Annotated in this window: 18 protein-coding genes; 6 read left to right on the top strand and 12 right to left on the bottom strand. The window is 70.3% G+C overall.

Annotated features, from left to right (window positions below; all coding sequences use genetic code 11):
* Window positions 1-54: 54 nt before the first annotated feature.
* Genes paaE through paaA form a run of 5 tightly spaced genes read right to left on the bottom strand, consistent with a single transcriptional unit; the run spans window position 55 to window position 3,911 of the window.
* Window positions 55-1,296, bottom strand: coding sequence for a 1,2-phenylacetyl-CoA epoxidase subunit PaaE (paaE, locus tag AC1DG4_RS16910; protein WP_477380188.1), 1,242 nt, complete (start codon window positions 1,294-1,296; stop codon window positions 55-57).
* Window positions 1,296-1,790 (bottom strand): 1,2-phenylacetyl-CoA epoxidase subunit PaaD, encoded by a 495-nt coding sequence (gene paaD / locus AC1DG4_RS16905; RefSeq protein ID WP_477380190.1) that lies wholly within the window; start codon window positions 1,788-1,790, stop codon window positions 1,296-1,298. The genes paaE and paaD overlap by 1 nt, the downstream gene beginning before the upstream one ends.
* On the bottom strand, window positions 1,787-2,647 hold the full coding sequence (gene paaC / locus AC1DG4_RS16900) for a 1,2-phenylacetyl-CoA epoxidase subunit PaaC (RefSeq protein ID WP_477380192.1): 861 nt from the start codon (window positions 2,645-2,647) through the stop codon (window positions 1,787-1,789). Before paaC ends, paaD begins: the two co-directional genes overlap by 4 nt.
* Window positions 2,644-2,949, bottom strand: coding sequence for a 1,2-phenylacetyl-CoA epoxidase subunit PaaB (gene paaB, locus AC1DG4_RS16895; protein ID WP_045272044.1), 306 nt, complete (start codon window positions 2,947-2,949; stop codon window positions 2,644-2,646). The genes paaC and paaB overlap by 4 nt, the downstream gene beginning before the upstream one ends.
* Entirely contained in the window at window positions 2,946-3,911 is a 966-nt protein-coding gene (gene paaA, locus AC1DG4_RS16890) for a 1,2-phenylacetyl-CoA epoxidase subunit PaaA (protein ID WP_477380194.1), read from the bottom strand. The genes paaB and paaA overlap by 4 nt, the downstream gene beginning before the upstream one ends.
* A 130-nt stretch (window positions 3,912-4,041) precedes the next feature.
* On the opposite strand from paaA, the gene paaI reads away from it, so the two are divergent.
* Together paaI and paaK are read left to right on the top strand one after the other, a co-directional pair.
* The gene (gene paaI / locus AC1DG4_RS16885) at window positions 4,042-4,464 is read left to right on the top strand and encodes a hydroxyphenylacetyl-CoA thioesterase PaaI (protein ID WP_477380196.1); all 423 of its coding nucleotides are present in this window, start codon (window positions 4,042-4,044) and stop codon (window positions 4,462-4,464) included.
* Window positions 4,461-5,762 carry a phenylacetate--CoA ligase PaaK gene (paaK, locus tag AC1DG4_RS16880; protein ID WP_477380198.1) on the top strand — a complete coding sequence of 434 codons (1,302 nt, stop codon included), beginning with the start codon at window positions 4,461-4,463 and terminating at the stop codon, window positions 5,760-5,762. Before paaI ends, paaK begins: the two co-directional genes overlap by 4 nt.
* 99 nt (window positions 5,763-5,861) lie before the next feature.
* Here paaK and paaZ read toward each other — a convergent pair whose 3' ends face one another.
* Genes paaZ through AC1DG4_RS16860 form a run of 4 tightly spaced genes read right to left on the bottom strand, consistent with a single transcriptional unit; the run spans window position 5,862 to window position 10,772 of the window.
* Window positions 5,862-7,919, bottom strand: a complete 2,058-nt coding sequence (gene paaZ, locus AC1DG4_RS16875) for a phenylacetic acid degradation bifunctional protein PaaZ (RefSeq protein WP_477380200.1) — start codon at window positions 7,917-7,919, stop codon at window positions 5,862-5,864.
* Complete coding sequence (locus AC1DG4_RS16870) at window positions 7,916-8,833, bottom strand: 3-hydroxyacyl-CoA dehydrogenase family protein (RefSeq protein WP_477380202.1); 918 nt, start codon at window positions 8,831-8,833, stop codon at window positions 7,916-7,918. The genes paaZ and AC1DG4_RS16870 overlap by 4 nt, the downstream gene beginning before the upstream one ends.
* Entirely contained in the window at window positions 8,830-9,585 is a 756-nt protein-coding gene (locus AC1DG4_RS16865) for an enoyl-CoA hydratase/isomerase family protein (protein ID WP_477380204.1), read from the bottom strand. Before AC1DG4_RS16865 ends, AC1DG4_RS16870 begins: the two co-directional genes overlap by 4 nt.
* On the bottom strand, window positions 9,585-10,772 hold the full coding sequence (locus tag AC1DG4_RS16860) for a thiolase family protein (protein ID WP_477420451.1): 1,188 nt from the start codon (window positions 10,770-10,772) through the stop codon (window positions 9,585-9,587). The genes AC1DG4_RS16865 and AC1DG4_RS16860 overlap by 1 nt, the downstream gene beginning before the upstream one ends.
* Before the next feature lie 145 nt (window positions 10,773-10,917).
* Here AC1DG4_RS16860 and AC1DG4_RS16855 point away from each other — a divergent pair, with 145 nt between their 5' ends.
* Window positions 10,918-11,589, top strand: coding sequence for a TetR/AcrR family transcriptional regulator (locus AC1DG4_RS16855; RefSeq protein ID WP_477380207.1), 672 nt, complete (start codon window positions 10,918-10,920; stop codon window positions 11,587-11,589).
* 223 nt (window positions 11,590-11,812) lie between these two features.
* Here the strand turns inward: AC1DG4_RS16855 and AC1DG4_RS16850 are convergent, their stop codons facing one another.
* Entirely contained in the window at window positions 11,813-12,463 is a 651-nt protein-coding gene (locus tag AC1DG4_RS16850) for an MIP/aquaporin family protein (protein WP_477380209.1), read from the bottom strand.
* Window positions 12,464-12,699: 236 nt separating this feature from the next.
* Between AC1DG4_RS16850 and AC1DG4_RS16845 the strand changes: the two genes are divergently transcribed.
* Entirely contained in the window at window positions 12,700-12,876 is a 177-nt protein-coding gene (locus AC1DG4_RS16845; protein WP_477420453.1) for a hypothetical protein, read from the top strand.
* Window positions 12,877-12,934: 58 nt separating this feature from the next.
* On the opposite strand, the gene AC1DG4_RS16840 is transcribed toward AC1DG4_RS16845, so the two are convergent.
* The gene (locus tag AC1DG4_RS16840) at window positions 12,935-13,822 is read right to left on the bottom strand and encodes an alpha/beta hydrolase (RefSeq protein ID WP_477380213.1); all 888 of its coding nucleotides are present in this window, start codon (window positions 13,820-13,822) and stop codon (window positions 12,935-12,937) included.
* 168 nt (window positions 13,823-13,990) lie between these two features.
* On the opposite strand from AC1DG4_RS16840, the gene AC1DG4_RS16835 reads away from it, so the two are divergent.
* Window positions 13,991-15,214 carry a DNA polymerase domain-containing protein gene (locus tag AC1DG4_RS16835; RefSeq protein ID WP_477380215.1) on the top strand — a complete coding sequence of 408 codons (1,224 nt, stop codon included), beginning with the start codon at window positions 13,991-13,993 and terminating at the stop codon, window positions 15,212-15,214.
* A gap of 110 nt (window positions 15,215-15,324) precedes the next feature.
* The gene (locus AC1DG4_RS16830) at window positions 15,325-16,155 is read left to right on the top strand and encodes a class I SAM-dependent methyltransferase (RefSeq protein WP_477380216.1); all 831 of its coding nucleotides are present in this window, start codon (window positions 15,325-15,327) and stop codon (window positions 16,153-16,155) included.
* Window positions 16,156-16,188: 33 nt separating this feature from the next.
* Here the strand turns inward: AC1DG4_RS16830 and AC1DG4_RS16825 are convergent, their stop codons facing one another.
* Window positions 16,189-16,554, bottom strand: coding sequence for a cupin domain-containing protein (locus tag AC1DG4_RS16825; protein WP_477380218.1), 366 nt, complete (start codon window positions 16,552-16,554; stop codon window positions 16,189-16,191).
* Window positions 16,555-16,570: the final 16 nt, after the last annotated feature.

Below are 16,570 nucleotides of genomic sequence, written 5' to 3'. Positions count from 1 at the left end.
TCCCTGTGCTTCGACAGGCTCAGCAACCGGTCGAAGGGGCTGCTCCTGCAGCGCTCAGACGTCGTAGTCCACGACGACGCGATCCGTCGTCGGGTGGGACTGGCAGGTGAGCACGTAGCCGCGGTCGAGCTCGTCCTGCTCGAGCGCATAGTTCTCGGTCATCGTGACGGATCCGTCCACGAGCCGCGCCCGACACGTGCCGCAGACGCCGCCCGCGCACGCGAACGGCACATCGGGACGCACGCGGAGCGCGGCGTTCAGGATCGACTCGTTCGCCGACACCGGGGTGTCCACGGATCCGGACTGGCCGTCGAGGGTGAACTCGATCGTGCGCACCGGCTCGTCCTCGCGCACCTCGATCGGGCGGCCCGCCTCCGGGCGCTCCTGCCCCGGCTCCCCCGTCGTGAACAGCTCGTAGCGCACATGCGCGGATTCGACGCCGATGTCGGCGAGGGTGTCGCGGCACAGCTGCACGAGATCGAACGGCCCGCACAGGAACCATTCGTCCACCGTCGCCGGTAGCACGAGCGCGTCGAGGATGCCGCGCAGGCGCTCCTCGTCGATGCGGCCCGAGAGCAGCGGAGCCGAGCGCTGCTCGCGGGTGAGCACGTGGTGCACCGCGAAACGCGCCGGATAGCGGTCCTTGAGGTCGGCGAGGTCGTCCAGGAACATCACATCGGTCGCCCGGCGGTTCGTGTAGACGAGCGTGAAATGGCTGGTCCCGGAGCGCGCCAGCACGGTGGCGGCGAGCGCCATGAGCGGCGTGATGCCCGACCCCGCGGCGATGCCGACGACGTGCGCCTCGTCGAGCGCGGCGAGCGCCGAGGTGAAGGTGCCCTGCGGGCTCATCACGTCGATCCGGTCGCCCGCGCGCAGCTCGCTCTGCGCCCAGGTGGAGAAGCGGCCTCCGCGGTCGCGCTTGATCGCGACGCTGATGGTCCCCGAACCCGTCGAAAGGTCCCGCGTCGGCGGCCGGCAGAGGGAGTAGGAGCGGCGCACCTCGTGGCCGTCGAGCTCGGTGCGCAGGGCGACATGCTGCCCGGCGAGGTAGTCGAACTCCCCCGCGAGCTGCTCCGGCACCGCGAAGGTGACCTCGATCGCCTCGTCCGTGAGCGGGCGCACCTCCTGCACCGCGAGGGTGTGGAAGCGAGTGCGCCGACGCGGCGACGCGGCGGTCCCTGACCCTGCCGAAGGGCCTCCGACCACGCTGTTCAGGAGCGCCCCGGCGACCCGCTCGGTGGCACGCTCCTCGGCGGCAGGAGCGGGCGATGCGGTTCCCAGATGCCAGAGCGTCATCAGATCACCTTGAAGTGGTCGAAGGGCTCGAGGCACGCGCGGCACTCGTAGAGCGCCTTGCACGAGGTGGAGCCGAAGCGGGAGAGCTCGCGGGTGTCCAGGGACCCGCAGCGCGGGCAGCGGACGCCGAGCGAGATGCGCACCGGGCCCTGAGCCTGTCGCAGGGCCGCGTGTCCGCTCGGCGGGGCGATGCCGTACTCGGTGAGCTTGCGCTTGCCCTCGTCGCTCATCCAGTCCGTCGTCCAGGCGGGCGCGAGCACGAGGCGCACCTCGACCTCGCCGAAGCCGGCCCGGATGAGCGCGAGCTCGACGTCGTCGCGGATCGTGTCCATCGCGGGGCAGCCGCTGTAGGTCGGGGTGATGTCGACGCGGATCCGGTCGCCGTCGACGGCGACCTCGCGCAGCACTCCGAGGTCCTCGATCGTGAGCACCGGGACCTCGGGATCCTTCACCGCGGCGGCCGCCTCCCAGGCGCGCTCGCGCAGCCCGGTCACCAGGTCGCCCCCGGGTGACGGCGGGCGAGCACCTGCATCTCGGACAGCAGATGCCCGAGTCCGGTGGCATGGGATCCGTGGCGCCCTCCGCCGGCCGAGCTGCCCTTCGATGCGAGGACGGACCGGAACTCGTCGTCCAGGTCGGCGTCGGCGAAGACGGCGTCGATCACGGCGTCGAAGCCCGCGCGCAGAGAGGAGGGACGCACCGCGGCGTCGCCGAGGCGGTCGATCAGCTCGTCGTCGCGGAACAGCTCGGCCGCGTACGGCCAGACGTCCGCGAAGGCGCGGATGATCCTGGCGCGCGACTCCTCTGTGCCGCCGGCCAGGCGCAGCACCCACTGCACGGCGTGGTCGCGGTGGTAGTCGACCTCCTTGACAGCCTTCTCGGCGATCGCCGCGAACGTCGCGTCGGTGCTGCGCCGCAGAGCCGAATACAGCTCGAGCATGTAGGTGCTCACCAGGAACTGCCGCGCGATCGTCTGCGCGAAGTCACCGTTGGGCTGCTCCACGAGCCAGGAGCTGCGGAACTCGGCCTCGTCGCGGAAGTAGGCGAGGTCGTCCTCGCTGCGCCCGTCCCAGGATCCGGCGTAGCGCAGGAAGGAGCGCGCATGCCCGAGCAGGTCCAGGGCGATGTTGCCGAGCGCCACGTCCTCCTCGAGCTCCGGGGCGTAGGTGATCCAGGCGCCGAGCTGCTGGGAGAGGACCAGGGCGTCGTCGCCGAGCCAGAGCGCGTACTCGGCGATGTCGGCGGAGGCCGCGCGCTCGCCGGAACCGGTGAGCTCCGCGGCGAGCGCGAGCTCGTCGACCGAGACGTCGCCGTGCGGGTCGATCGCACCGTCCAGATCGTGGGCGCTCACAGGTGGGGCACCCCCTCGGAGGCCGTGTAGTACACGGCGTGGCGGTAGTTCTTGCCGGCGGGGCTCTCGAAGAACGCGCCCTTGTCGTCGGGGTCGCTCGTGGTGATCGCATCGGCCGGGACGACCCACACCGACGTGCCCTCGTTGCGTCGCGTGTACAGGTCGCGCGCATTGCGCAGCGCCATGTCGGCGTCGGGAGCGTGCAGGGATCCGACGTGCACGTGGCTGAGGCCGCGGTTCGCACGGACGAACACCTCGAACATGGGCCAGCTCTCCTCGGGGGATGCTCCGGGGGTCGTCATGCCACCGCCTCCTGCCGAGCCTGCTTGCGGGCGTACTCCGCCGCCGCCTCGCGCACCCAGGCGCCCTCCGCATGCGCGTCGCGCCGGCGCTGCAGCCGCTCGGCGTTGCACGGGCCGTTGCCGCGGACGACCTCGAAGAATTCGTCCCAGTCGATCTCGCCCATCGCGTACTGCCCCGTCTCCTCGTCGAAGCGGAGCTCGGGATCCGGCAGGGTCACGCCGAGGATCTCGGCCTGCGGCACGAGCATGCCGACGAAGCGCTGGCGCAGGTCGTCGTTCGAGAAGCGCTTGATCTTCCACTGCATCGACTGCGCCGAGTTCGGGGACTGGTCATCCGGCGGACCGAACATCGCCAGCGCCGGCCAGTACCAGCGGTTCACGGCGTCCTGCGCCATCACGCGCTGCTCCTCAGAGCCCTGCATGAGGGTCAGCAGAATCTCGAAGCCCTGGCGCTGGTGGAACGACTCCTCCTTGCAGATGCGCACCATCGCGCGTCCGTACGGACCGTAGGAGGCACGGCACAGCGGCACCTGGTTGCAGATCGCGGCGCCGTCCACGAGCCACCCGATCGCGCCCATGTCCGCCCAGGTCGGCGTCGGGTAGTTGAAGATCGAGGAGTACTTGGCCTTGCCGTCGATGAGCTGCTGCATCATCTCGTCGCGAGTGATGCCGAGGGTCTGCGCGGCGGAGTAGAGGTAGAGACCGTGCCCCGCCTCGTCCTGCACCTTCGCCATCAGGATCGCCTTGCGCTTGAGGCTCGGAGCGCGGGTGATCCAGTTGCCCTCCGGCTGCATCCCGATGATCTCGGAGTGCGCGTGCTGGGAGATCTGCCGGATGAGCGTCTTGCGGTACGCCTCCGGCATCCAGTCGCGCGGCTCGATGCGCTGCTCGTTCTCGACGAGTTCGTCGAAGATCGTCTGGGCGTCCGGATCCTCGGCCAAGGCCACGGGGGAAACAGTCATCGTCGACTCCTGAGTGAATTACCTACCGTTCGTACAGTAATTATGGCACACTCGTATCGTTCGCAGAAGGACGACCTTCCCGAACCGGCACCGCAGCCGGATCCGCGCCTCTTCGTTCGAAGGAGAACTGATGACCGACCCCGTCGCCGACCTGCGTCCGATGATGCGCCGCGATCGCGCCTCATCCGCCCTCGGCCTGCGTGTGGAGGTGGACGAGCCCGGCCGCGCCGTGGTCTCGATGACCGTGCGCGAGGACATGCTGAACGGCTTCGACATCACGCATGGCGGGCTGGTCTTCGCCCTCGCCGACACGGCTTTCGCGATCGTCTGCAATGAGGACGAGAAGGTCACGGTGGCCGCCGGCGCCGACATCACGTTCCTGAAGTCCACGCGCGCCGGGCAGGTGCTCACCGCGTCAGGGGTGCGCCGCGCGCGCAACGGCCGGACCGGCCTCTACGACGTCACCGTGACCGACGAGACCGGCGACATCGTCGCCGAGTTCCGCGGCCGCTCGATCACCACGAACCGTCCTTTCCCCGGGGAGAACTCATGACCGTCGTGGCCGTCGGCGATGCGCACAACGACACGGCCACCGCCCTGACCCCGGACGAGCTGCGCGCCCTGCAGCTCGAGCGGCTGCAGTGGTCCGTGCACCACGCGTACGAGAACGTGCCGTTCTACCGCCTCGCGTTCCAGCGAGCGGGCCTCCACCCCGATGACATCCGCTCCCTCGCGGACGTCGCACGCCTGCCGTTCACCACCAAGAACGACCTGCGCGAGTACTACCCGTTCGGCATGTTCGCGGTGCCGATGGCCGATGTGCGCCGCATCCACGCGTCTTCGGGCACCACCGGCCGCCCGACCGTGGTGGGCTACACCCAGACGGACCTCGACAACTGGGCCGACCTCATCGCGCGCTCGCTGCGCGCGGCCGGCGTGCAGCCCGGCTGGAAAGTGCACAACGCCTACGGCTACGGCCTGTTCACGGGCGGTCTGGGGGCGCACGCCGGAATCGAGCGTCTCGGCGCGACCGTGATCCCGATGTCGGGCGGGCAGACCGCCAAGCAGGTGCAACTCATCCACGACTTCGAGCCCGATGCGATCATGTGCACCCCGACGTACCTCCTGACGATCGCCGACGCGCTCGAGCAGGCCGGCATCGATCCCCGTTCCACCTCGCTCAAGGTCGGTATCCTCGGCGCGGAGCCATGGACCAACGAGATGCGCCTCCAGATCGAACAGCGCCTCGACATCGACGCCGTCGACATCTACGGGCTCAGTGAGGTCATGGGCCCCGGCGTCGCGATGGAGGCCGCGGCCACGAAGGACGGCCCGCACATCTGGGAGGACCACTTCCTGCCCGAGATCATCGACCCCTCCACCGGCGAGCCCGTGGCCGACGGCGAGTCCGGCGAACTCGTGTTCACCTCGCTCACGAAGCAGGCGTTCCCGGTGATCCGCTACCGCACCAGGGATCTCACCCGTCTGCTGCCCGGATCCGCCTTCCCCGCGATGCGGCGGATGGAGAAGATCACCGGGCGCGACGACGACATGATCATCCTGCGCGGCGTGAACCTGTTCCCGACGCAGATCGAGGAGATCGCGCTCGGCATCGAGACGCTCACCCCGCACTTCGTCCTGGAGCTCACCCGGCAGGGCCACCTCGACGCGCTGAAGGTGCGGATCGAGCGGCACCCCGACATCGACGCGGCGAGCGCCCTCGCCGCGGCCGAGGTGCTCAAGCTGCGGATCAAGACGTCGATCGGGACTTCGGTGGACGTGCAGGTCGAGGAACCAGGGTCCCTGCCCCGCAGCGAGGGCAAGTACAAGCGGCTGTACGACCTGCGTTGACGGCGGCGGKTGTGCCGAACTCAGTCGATCCGGGGCTGTTCCGCCTTGTAATCCGGCGAAGAGCACGGGATCGACTGAGTTCGGCACCGCCGCCGGCGCTCACCCCGCCGGCGTCAGCTGCTTCTCCACGAGCGTCAGCACGTCGTAGGTCGCCACGATCTCGTCGCGCTGGTTGTGGATCACCGCGTCCCAGCGCACCTCGCCGTACTCATCGGTCTCGCGCGGGATGATCTCCTTCGCCGTGAGGGTGACCCTGATCGCGTCGCCGGGCTTCACCGGCGTCACGAACCGCAGGTTCTCCAGCCCGTAGTTGGCAAGCACGGGGCCGGGCTCGGGTGAGACGAACAGCCCCGCCGCCCACGACACCAGCAGGTAGCCGTGCGCGACCCTCCCGCCGAAGAACGGGTTCGCCGCAGCGGCCTCCTCGTCCATGTGCGCGTAGAAGGTGTCGCCCGTGGAGTGCGCGAACGCCTCGATGTCCTCGAGCGACAGCTCGCGCAGCCCCGATTCGACCTGATCTCCGAGGTGCAGTTCGGCGAGCGACTTGCGGAACGGGTGCACCGCGTGGTCCGTGCCGGCGCCGGTGTGCCAGACGCCCGTGATCGCGGTGAGGATCTCCGGAGTGCCCTGGATCGCGGTGCGCTGCATGAAGTGCCTGACCGCACGGATCCCGCCGAGCTCTTCGCCACCGCCTGCCCGGCCAGGGCCTCCGTGCACGAGGTGCGGCACCGGGGAGCCGTGCCCGGTCGACGTCTTCGCGTCGTCACGGTTCAGGAACAGCACTCGGCCGTTGTACGCGGCGATGCGCGTGAGCAGCTCGGTCGCGACCTCTGGATCCTTCGTGGCGACGCTCGTCACCAGGGATCCCCCGCCGAGTCCGACGAGTTCCGCGGCCTCCGCCACGGTCGAGTACCCGAGCACGCTCGAGACCGGCCCGAACGCCTCGATCTCGTGCACGGCGGGCGAGGTCGTGTCCGCGAAGCCGACGAGCATCGGCGTGACGAATGCGCCTTCCGGAGCGGGCCCCGTCGTGCCGTCGGCGTGGACGACGTCGGGCGCGTCGACGGATCCCAGGAGCAGCTCCCCGCCGGCCTCGCGCAGCGCCGCGACCTGGCGCAGCACCTCGTCGCGCTGCGCGGTCGAGACGAGCGGCCCCATGGTGACGGACTCGGCGTGGGGGTCTCCGATCACGACCCGCTCGGCGATCTTCGTCCGCAGGGCCGCAACGAGCGGCTCCACGAGCGACGCAGGCACGATCGCGCGGCGGATCGCCGTGCACTTCTGTCCCGCCTTCGTCGTGAGCTCGATCATGAGCTGCTTCACGTAGGCGTCGAACTCCGGAGTCTCCGGAGTCGCGTCGGGGCCGAGCACGGAGGCGTTGATCGAGTCGGTCTCGCTCGTGAAGCGCACGCCGTCGGCGGTCTGGGCGCGCAGCCCCGCCGCGGTCGAGGCGCTGCCGGTGAAGGCGACGAGGTCGCCGAGGCGGAGCAGATCGAAGATCCCGGGGAGGGATCCGCTGACCAGCTGCAGGGTTCCGTCCGGCAGCAGTCCGGAGTCTGTGAGGATCCGCACCCAGGCCTCCGCGACGTAGCCCGTCGGGGTCGCGGGCTTCACGATCGAGGGCACGCCGGCGAGGAACGCCGGGGCGAACTTCTCCAGCGCACCCCACATCGGGAAGTTGAAGGCGTTGATCTGCACGGCGACCCCGGGCAGGCGCGTGTAGACGTGCCGGCCGAGGAAGGATCCATCCTTCGACAGCGGCTCAACGGGGCCGTCCAGGAGGACCTTCGCATTCGGCAGTTCGCGACGGCCCTTGGACGAGTACGTGAACAGCACGCCGATGCCGCCGTCGACGTCGGCGTAGGAGTCGCGGACCGTGGATCCACTGCGCTTCGAGAGCTCGTACAGCTCCTCTTTGTGCGCCGTGAGCACCACGGCCATCTGCTTGAGTAGCATCGCCCGCTGGTGGAAGGTGAGCGCGCCGAGGCTCTGCTGGCCGACCGTGCGGGCGTAGTCGACGGCGCCGGCGAGGTCGATGCCCGTGGAGTCGACCCGGACGATCTCCTCCCCCGTCGAGGCGTCGCGCACGACGGTCCCGCCCTGGGAGGGGGAGGTCCACCAGGCACCCTGCAGGTAGCTGGGCAGCAGTTCGGTCATCGTCCTTCGCTCCATTCGTAGAATCCGCGGCCGGTCTTGCGGCCCAGGTGTCCGTCCGCGACCAGGTCGCGCAGCAGCTGCGGCGGCGCGAACCGCGCGCCGAGCTTCGCCTCCAGCTCCTCGGCGATGCCGAGCCGCACGTCGAGCCCGACGATGTCGGTCGTGCGCAGCGGACCGGTCGGATGCCGGTAGCCGAGCTCCATCGCCGCGTCGATGTCGGCGGCGGTCGCGACGCCCTCCTCGAGCATCCGGATCGCCTCCAGTGCGATCGCGACACCCAGCCGGCTCGATGCGAACCCCGGTGCGTCGGCGACCACGACCGCCGTCTTGCCGAGGGCCGCGACCCAGCCACGGGCGTCGTCGACGAGTTCCTGGTTGGTCGAGGCGCCCACGACCACCTCGACGAGCGCCGACGCGGGCACGGGGTTGAAGAAGTGCAGGCCCAGGAAACGCTCGGGGTGAGCCAGCTCCGCGCCGAGATCGTCGATCGAGATCGAGGACGTGTTCGACGCGATCGCCGCACCGCGCGCGACCACCGCCTCGATCCGGCGCAGGCTCTCGACCTTCAGCACCCGGTCCTCCGGCACCGCCTCGACGACCAGCCCGGCATCCGCGAACACCGCGGCATCGGTGCTCGTCTCCAGAGCACCCTCGAGCGCCGCGATCGTGCGGTCGGTGCTGCCGCGCTCGACGGAGCGCAGCAGACTCGTGCGTATGCGCTCCCCCGCCGCGGCCGCCGCGGCCTCGTCGCGCTCGACCACGACGACCTGGGATCCGGCGAGCAGGAAGGCGTGTGCGATGCCCGCGCCCATGCGTCCGCCGCCGAGCACCCCGACGCGCTCCGGTGCCGCAGAGCTGGTCTGCGCCGTGTTTGGTCTCGCCTGAGGCTCGCTCAACGACCCGTCTCTGCTCATCGGCGGCTCCTCCGTTCCAGGAAGGCGGTCATCCGCCGGTGCTTCTCGGTGCTCTCGAACAGCTCGGCCTGCAGCTCGAGCTCGATCTCGGGATGCCGGTCGGGCGCGGCGAGGAGGGCCGTCTTGGTGTGCCGCGTGGCGAGCGGATCGTTCGCGGCGATGCGGTCGGCGATCGCGTGCGCCGCGGCGAGCAGGTCGTCGGGCTCGTGCAGCGACGACAACAGACCCCAGTCCAGCGCTTCCGTCGCGCTCAACTGCCGTCCGGTCAGCAGCAGCTCCGCCGCCCGCGCCTCGCCGACGATCTGCGGCAGACGCCAGGTTGCCCCGGCTGCGGCGATGATGCCGAGCCCGGTCTCCGGGTTGCCGATGCGCGTACCGGGCGTGCCGATGCGGATGTCGGCGGCGTAGGCGAGCTCGGCGCCGCCGCCGAGCGCGTAGCCGTCGACCGCGGCGATCACCGGCATGGGCAACCGGCGGATACGTCGGAACGCTGTCGTGTTGATGCCGGCCCTCGCGTCCTGCGCTCGGCGGTCGCGCAACTGGGCGATGTCCGCACCGGAGGCGAAGATCCCGCCGGATCCGATCAGGATCAGGATCCGCGGATCCTCCTCGAGCTCGGCGCACAGCGCGTGCAGCTCGTCGATCATGGCCTGATCGATCGCGTTGCGGGTCTCCGGCCGGTCCAGGGTCGCGGTGATCCTGTCCTCGCCGCGCTCGATGCGCAGGCGCCGTGCCGTCGATGCGTCGGCCATCACACCCGCTCCACGATCATCGCGGTGCCCTGGCCGACGCCGACGCACATGGTCGCCAGGCCGTAGCGGGCGCCCTCGCGCTCCATCCGGCCGAGCAGGGTGATCAGGATCCGGCTGCCGCTCGAGCCGAGCGGATGGCCGAGCGCGATGGCGCCCCCGTCCGCGTTCACGATGTCGGGGTCGAGGCCCAGCCTCCGCATCGAGGCGAGCGACTGCGTCGCGAACGCCTCGTTCAGCTCGACCGCGCCGAGGTCGGCTACCGTGAGACCCGCTTTCGCGAGCGCCTTCTCGGTCGCCGGCACCGGACCCAGCCCCATGATCTCGGGGGCGAGTGCAGCCGAGGCGGACGCGACGATGCGCGCACGCGGCGTCAGCCCGTGCCGTTCGATCGCCGCGGATCCGGCGACGACGATCGCCGAGGCCCCGTCGTTGAGCGAGGAGGAGTTGCCCGCGGTGACGACGCCACCGCCCGCGACCACGGGCCGCAGACCCGCGAGGACCTCGAGCGTGGTGTCGCGGCGCGGCCCCTCGTCGGTGTCGACGAGTCCGCCGCGCGGGGTCGGGACGGCGACGATCTCAGGGGCCAGGCGGCCGGCGTCGATCGCGGCGATCGCCCGCTCGTGGCTGCGTAGGGCGAACGCGTCCGCGTCCTCGCGCGTGATGCCGTCGAGGCGTGCGACCTCCTCGGCGGTCTCGGGCATCGAAAACGTGGCCTTGTCCCGTGCGGCGAGACGCGGGTTCGTGAACCGCCAGCCGATCGAGGTGTCGAACGTCTCGCCCGGTTTCGCCCAGGCCCGCTCAGGCTTCGCCTGCACCCAGGGCGCGCGCGTCATCGACTCGACACCGCCCGCGATCATCACGTCGGCGTCGCCCGCGCGGATCGCCTGCGCCGCGAGCGCCACGGCGGACATCCCCGAGGCGCACAGGCGGTTGACGGTCAGGGCGGGCAGCGCATCGGGGAAGCCGGCGAGCAGCACGGCCATGCGGGCGACGTTGCGGTTGTCCTCCCCCGCTTGATTCGCGGATCCGAGGATCACCTCGTCGAAGGCGTCATCGGGAACGCCGGCGCGCTGCGCGGCCTCCCGGATGACGAGCGCGGCCAGATCGTCGGGGCGGACCGTGGCGAGGGCGCCGCCGTATCGTCCGACCGGCGTGCGCGCACCGCCGATGAGGTAGGCCTCCGACATGCTCGTCCTCCCGGGGTCTTCGTCGACGGGGTGCGGGGATCCGGGACCCGAAACTGTTTCCCGACCGATCGTTCAGTAAAAGGATGACAGACGGATCCCCGCCGGGCAAGTCCGCTCGGAAGTCCGATGGGGGAGAATGATGCGGATGAGCACGGGATCCGCGCACGCGAGCGAGACAGCGAGCATCGCCGAGGCCTCCGAGGAGGCGCAGGCCGGCGAGCCGACGCCTCGGGCGCGCCGCGGGCGCCCGGGGTACGACCGTGCGCAGGTGCTCGAGATCGCGGTGCGCCTCTTCAACGAGCAGGGCTACGACGGGACGAGCGTCTCCTCGCTCGCTGCGGAACTCGGCCTCAGCAAGGCGGCGTTGTACCACCACTTCGCGTCGAAGGAGCAGATCCTCGAGATCGCCCTCGACGATGCGCTCGGAGGGCTGGAGTCGGTGCTGGACGGAGCCCTGGCCGACGAGGGCACGGCCGCCACGCGGCTGGTGACGGTGATCGCGGGAGCCGTGCGCGTGCTCACCAGCAGACTGCCGCAGGTCACGCTGCTGCTGCGCGTGCACGGCAACAGCGAGATCGAGCGGGCCGCTCTGGAGCGCCGTCGCATCTTCGACCAGCGCGTCGCGCACCTGGTCGGACAGGCGCAGCAGGAGGGGGCGCTGCGCCGTGACATCCGCCCGTCGGTGACGACGAGGCTCATGTTCGGCATGATCAACTCGATCATCGAGTGGTATCGCCCCGCGCACACCTCGCTCACCCCCGAGGAACTGGTCGACGATGTCACCCGGGTGATCTTCGACGGCCTCCGCGCGCGCTGAGCGGGCGCATTCCGGCCGACGCGACGGATCCGCCGGCTGCCCTGCTTTCGCCGCACCCCTTCCGTCCTGCAGGATCCTTGCAACTCCACAGGACAGGATCCGCGGATCCGTCCTGCAGAGTTGCAGACGTCCTGCAGAGTTTCGACGACGGATCCTTCGACCCGGCCCGAAAAGCAGATCGCCCCGCGCTCGAGCGAGCACGGGGCGATCCGGAGGAGACGACTCAGGCAGCGGCCTTCTTGTCGTTGCCGCTGAGCACGCGGAACAGGATCGCGGCGATCGCGGCGCCGACCAGCGGCGCGACGACGTACAGCCACAGGTTGCTCCAGGCGAACTGGCCGCTGATGGAGAGGCCGAGCGCGACGGCCGGGTTGAAGCCACCGCCCGAGATGCCGCCGACCGAGACGGCGCCGACGAAGACGGTGCCACCGATGGCCAGGCCGTAGAAGGAGTTGTTGTCGTTGTCCTTCGAGGTGGCGACGTTCAGCACGACCCACACGAGGGCGAGCGTGAACAGCGCCTCGACGAGGAAGGCCGCGCCGACGTTGAACTGTTCGGGCGTTGCCGGCTTAGTGGCCGCAGGCCACACGGCGAAGCTCGCGAGGGCGGCGAGCGCGCCGCCGACGAACTGGGCCACGATGTACGCGACGAAGTCCGTGACGCCGATGGCGCCGCGGATCAGCGCGCCGAAGGACACGGCGGGGTTGAGGTGCGCGCCGGAGATGTGACCCGCGGCGTAGACGAGAACCGTCAGCGCGAGGCCGATCGCCAGCGGCGTCAGCGGACTCTTGCTGTTGATCGCGCCGATGATGCTGAACACGAAGAGGAATGTCGAGATCGCCTCGGCGAGCGCCTTTCCAGCAGTACCAGTCATTTCGAATGCCTTTTCTGTCAGGTCGAGGGTGAGGGCGGAATCTCCCGCACGCCGGCCGGCGCACCCTGGATTGCCGAGCCAGAATACCGGATTCCTGTCAATCGGCTGGGAACCGGAGCCACAATCCGGCACATCCAGGAGGGAACTCTTGACCCTTGAACCGGATCATCCTACGATTTCATTATCCGATAGAGCAATTCCATTATTCGGAATACTACCCAAGAGAAGAGGCGATGATGCCCCAGACCCCCGACATGCAGGACCACCGCCCCGCGCCGCAGGACGCCGCAGTACGGCGCGCCGCGATCTATCCGCGCATCGACGTCGATCCCGACTTCCACATCCCCGCTCGCCGCGCAGGCGCCCTCACGAGGATGCTGGTCGCGCTGCGGATCCTTCCTCAGGCCTCATGACCGGAGTACGGACTGGAGGCCCGCGCGCCGAGCGCGATCCGCTCGGCGCGCTCAGCGATCAGTGCCGTGCGTCGAGCACTTCGCGAAGCCGGCCGGCGAAACCGATCGGATCGCTCGGGAAGCCCGGCTGCTCGGTAAAGCCGCCGTGGTTGCTCGGGAACTCCGTCGCCTCGACCCCGAGAGCCGCCGCGACGGCACGGGCGGCGCGCGCCGGCATCGTCTCGCCGGACTCGGCGCCGAAGGCGATCACGAGACGCTGCCCGAGCCCCTGGAGTGCCGCGATCTCCGGCAGGTAGGCGATGGTCGACGGCATGTTGCGGAAGAGCGGGTCGGTGCGACCGCCGTCGTCCGCGGTCGGCAGCCCGAACATGCCGGGGTCGGGCGCGGGACGGTCGAGGTAGTCGCCGGGCACCGGACCGTCGAGCATCACGAACTGGATGAACTTCGCCAGCGCCGGCCCATCTCCCTCCGCCGCGAAGGTGCGCTTCAGATCGGCCGTCACGGCGAGCACAGCATCCCGATCCGGCAGGAAGCCGGCCACGGGCGGCTCGTGCACGACCGCGATGCCGACATCGTCCGGGTGAGTGGCGAGCAGCGCGAGCAGACTCACCCCTCCTCCGCTGCTCCCGAATGCGTCCACCGGCCCGATGCGGAGTGCGGCGATCACGCGGTGCAGGTCGTCGGCGTGCCGCTGCGCCGTGATGTCGGAGGTGCCGACCGGGTTGCGCCCGGCCCCTCGCGGGTCGTAGGTGACGACGGGACGGTCGCCGAAATGCGAGGCGAGGATCGCGAACCCCGTCGCATCCATGGGCGCCCCGAACAGGAACAGCGCGGGGCGCTCCGCCGTCGCCGTCGCGAGGTCGCCGTGCACGTCGTAGGTGATCGCATCCTCGCCCTCCCCTACCGTGTGCGTGATGACTGCGCGTGCTGCGGCCTCGTTGGCCATGGGATCCTCCGAGCTCTCAAATACAACTAATCGGTTGTACATTACGGCTTCGACGTGCGGAACACAAGGGCGGTGCCGCACCCAGGCACCCGAGCGATCGCACCGCGCCGTGACCGGGCTTCGCGGCCCCTCTCGCCACGGTAGACCTGTGAGATCTAACGTGGACCCATGGCAGGGCGAGCCGAGACGTTCATCGAGATCGACGGCGCGGAGGTGCGCGTGTCGCACCCCGACAAGGTCGTCTTCCCGCAGGCGGGGCTGACCAAGCTCGACCTCGTCGAGTACTACATCGCGGTCGCGGACGGCGCGCTGCGCGGCGCCGGCGGCCGACCCATGGTGCTCAAGCGGTTCGTGAAGGGCATCGACGCCGAACCGTTCTTCCAGAAGTGGGTGCCGGAGCATCCCCCCTTCATCGGCACAGCGGTGCTGCGCTACGCGTCGGGCGGCTCGGCAGAGGAGGCCGTGCTCGACGACGCCGCGGGGCTCGCCTGGATCGTCAACCTGGGCTGCCTCGACCTCAACCCGCACGCCGTGCGCGCCACGGACCTCGAGCACCCGGACGAGCTGCGGGTCGATCTGGATCCGATGCCCGGCGTCGAGTGGTCGCAGATCGTCGACAGCGCCTTCGTCGTGCGCGAGGTCCTCGACGACTGCGGTCTCGTCGGCTGGCCCAAGACGAGCGGATCGCGGGGCATGCACATCCTCGTCCGGATCCGGCCGGAGTGGGACTTCGCGGCCGTGCGCCTCGCGGCCGAGACGCTCGCGCGCGAGGTCGAGGCGCGGGCACCGGGGCTCGCGACCGCGCGCTGGTGGAAGGAGGAGCGCGGCGAGAGCGTCTTCGTCGACTTCAACCAGAACGCGAAGGATCGCACCGTCGCCTCCGCGTACTCGATCCGGCCGCTGCCGGATGCACGGGTGTCGACCCCGCTCGCCTGGGAAGAGGTGCGGCTGCGGCGTCCGGAGGAGTTCACCGTTGCGACCGTGCGCGCACGGTTCGCGGACATCGGCGACCCCCATCAGGGCATCGATCGTGAGGCGGGGTCGCTGTCGGCGCTGCTCGCGCTGGCCGATCAGCTGGGACCGGCTGAGAAGCCGCCGCGCGGGTCCGATGGATCCGGCCGCAGGGCCTCGACCATGCCGCTCATCGAGATCGCACGCACGAAGACGAAGCCCGAGGCGCTCACCGCGCTCGAGCAGTGGCGCGAAGCGCATGCGTCCGTCTCGTCGCTGCTGCATCCCGCCGACGTCCTGGTCGACGGGATGCGCGGAACGAGTTCGCTCTGGTACCGCGTGCGCGTCAACCTCCAGCACGTCCCGGAGGACCAGCGTCCGGCGCAGGAGCCGCTGCTCGCCGACTACGACCCCTGGGCAGGAAAGGTCTGGCCGGGCTGACGCGTGCCGGGTCCACGACCTCCCGCGAGGCGGCTCGCCGCTTCCTCCCGAGCAAACTGGACAGCGCCCCAGGACCGGCGTACAACAGTCGGCAGAGGACGGGGGCGGACATGACCGACGACGCCGCAGCAAGGCTCTTCCGCGGTGGGGTTCCGGACGCCTATGAGCAGCTCATGGTGCCGCTGATGTTCCAGCCCTATGCCGACGACCTGGTCGCTCGAATGGTGGCGCGGAGTCCGTCCGCGGTGCTCGAGCTCGCCGCGGGGACGGGGGCGGTGACGCGCGGGCTCGCGGCTGCGCTGCCGATGGAGAGCGTGCTGGTCGCCACCGATCTCAATCCGGGCATGCTCGCCGTCGCCGAGGCGCGCGGAGCGCCCCGTCCCGCGGGCGCACCGGACGTCGAGTGGCGGACCGCCGACGCCCTGGCGCTCCCCTTCGAAGACGCGTCTTTCGACCTCGTCGTGTGCCAGTTCGGGGTGATGTTCTTCCCCGATCGGCCGGCCGCGCACGCGCAGGCGCGGCGCGTGCTCCGCCCTGGCGGCACCTACCTGTTCTCCGCCTGGGACTCGATCGAGACCAACGCCGTCGCCCGCGCGGTCGACGAGGCCTACCGCCGGGTGCTCCCGAGTGCGCCGCCGAACGTGATCACCCGCGTCGCGCACGGCTACCACGACCCGGTCACGATCCGTGCGGACGCGGAAGCGGGCGGGCTCATCGTCGAGACGGTCGAAGCCGTGGAGCTGGTCGGCGGCGCCGAGTCGGCCGCCGCCGCGGCCGCGGCGATCCCGCGTGGCAGCCCGATGCGCGCAGAGCTGGAGCTTCTGGGCGACGAGACCCGCGCCCGCATCGAGGCCATCGCGGCCGAGCTGCTCGCGCAGCGGTTCGGCCCCGGCCCCATTCGCACGCCGATCCGCGCCTTCGTGGTCACCGCGCGTCGCTGATCCCCGCGACCCGGAGCGCTCCGAGCGCGCCCGCTATGCCAGCTCGCGCAGCTCCGCGGTCCTGTCGCCGCCGGCGTCTCCGGTGTTGATCGTGCCCTTCGGCTCGAACAGGATCGCGTGGACCTCGCCCTCAGTCTTCGGGCAGTGCTCGACGCCCCGGGGCACGACGAACACGTCATTCGGATTCAAGACGACATCACGATCACGGAGCTGGATGATGAGCTGCCCGCTCACCACCAGGAACAACTCGTCGGTGTCAGGGTGCGAGTGCCAGACGAACTCGCCCTTCAGCTTGACCACCTTGACGTCGTAGTCGTTGATGCTGGTCAGCCGATGCGGCTGCCAATGCTCCGCGACCGCCGAAAGAGCCTCGTGCACGTTGCGAACGTCGTCCGTCATGCCCTGAGCCTAAGCG

The organism is Microbacterium sp. 05N427 (genome assembly GCF_056397105.1).
Note: the sequence above shows the minus strand (reverse complement) of the source record. Positions and strands in the feature narration are given on the sequence as shown.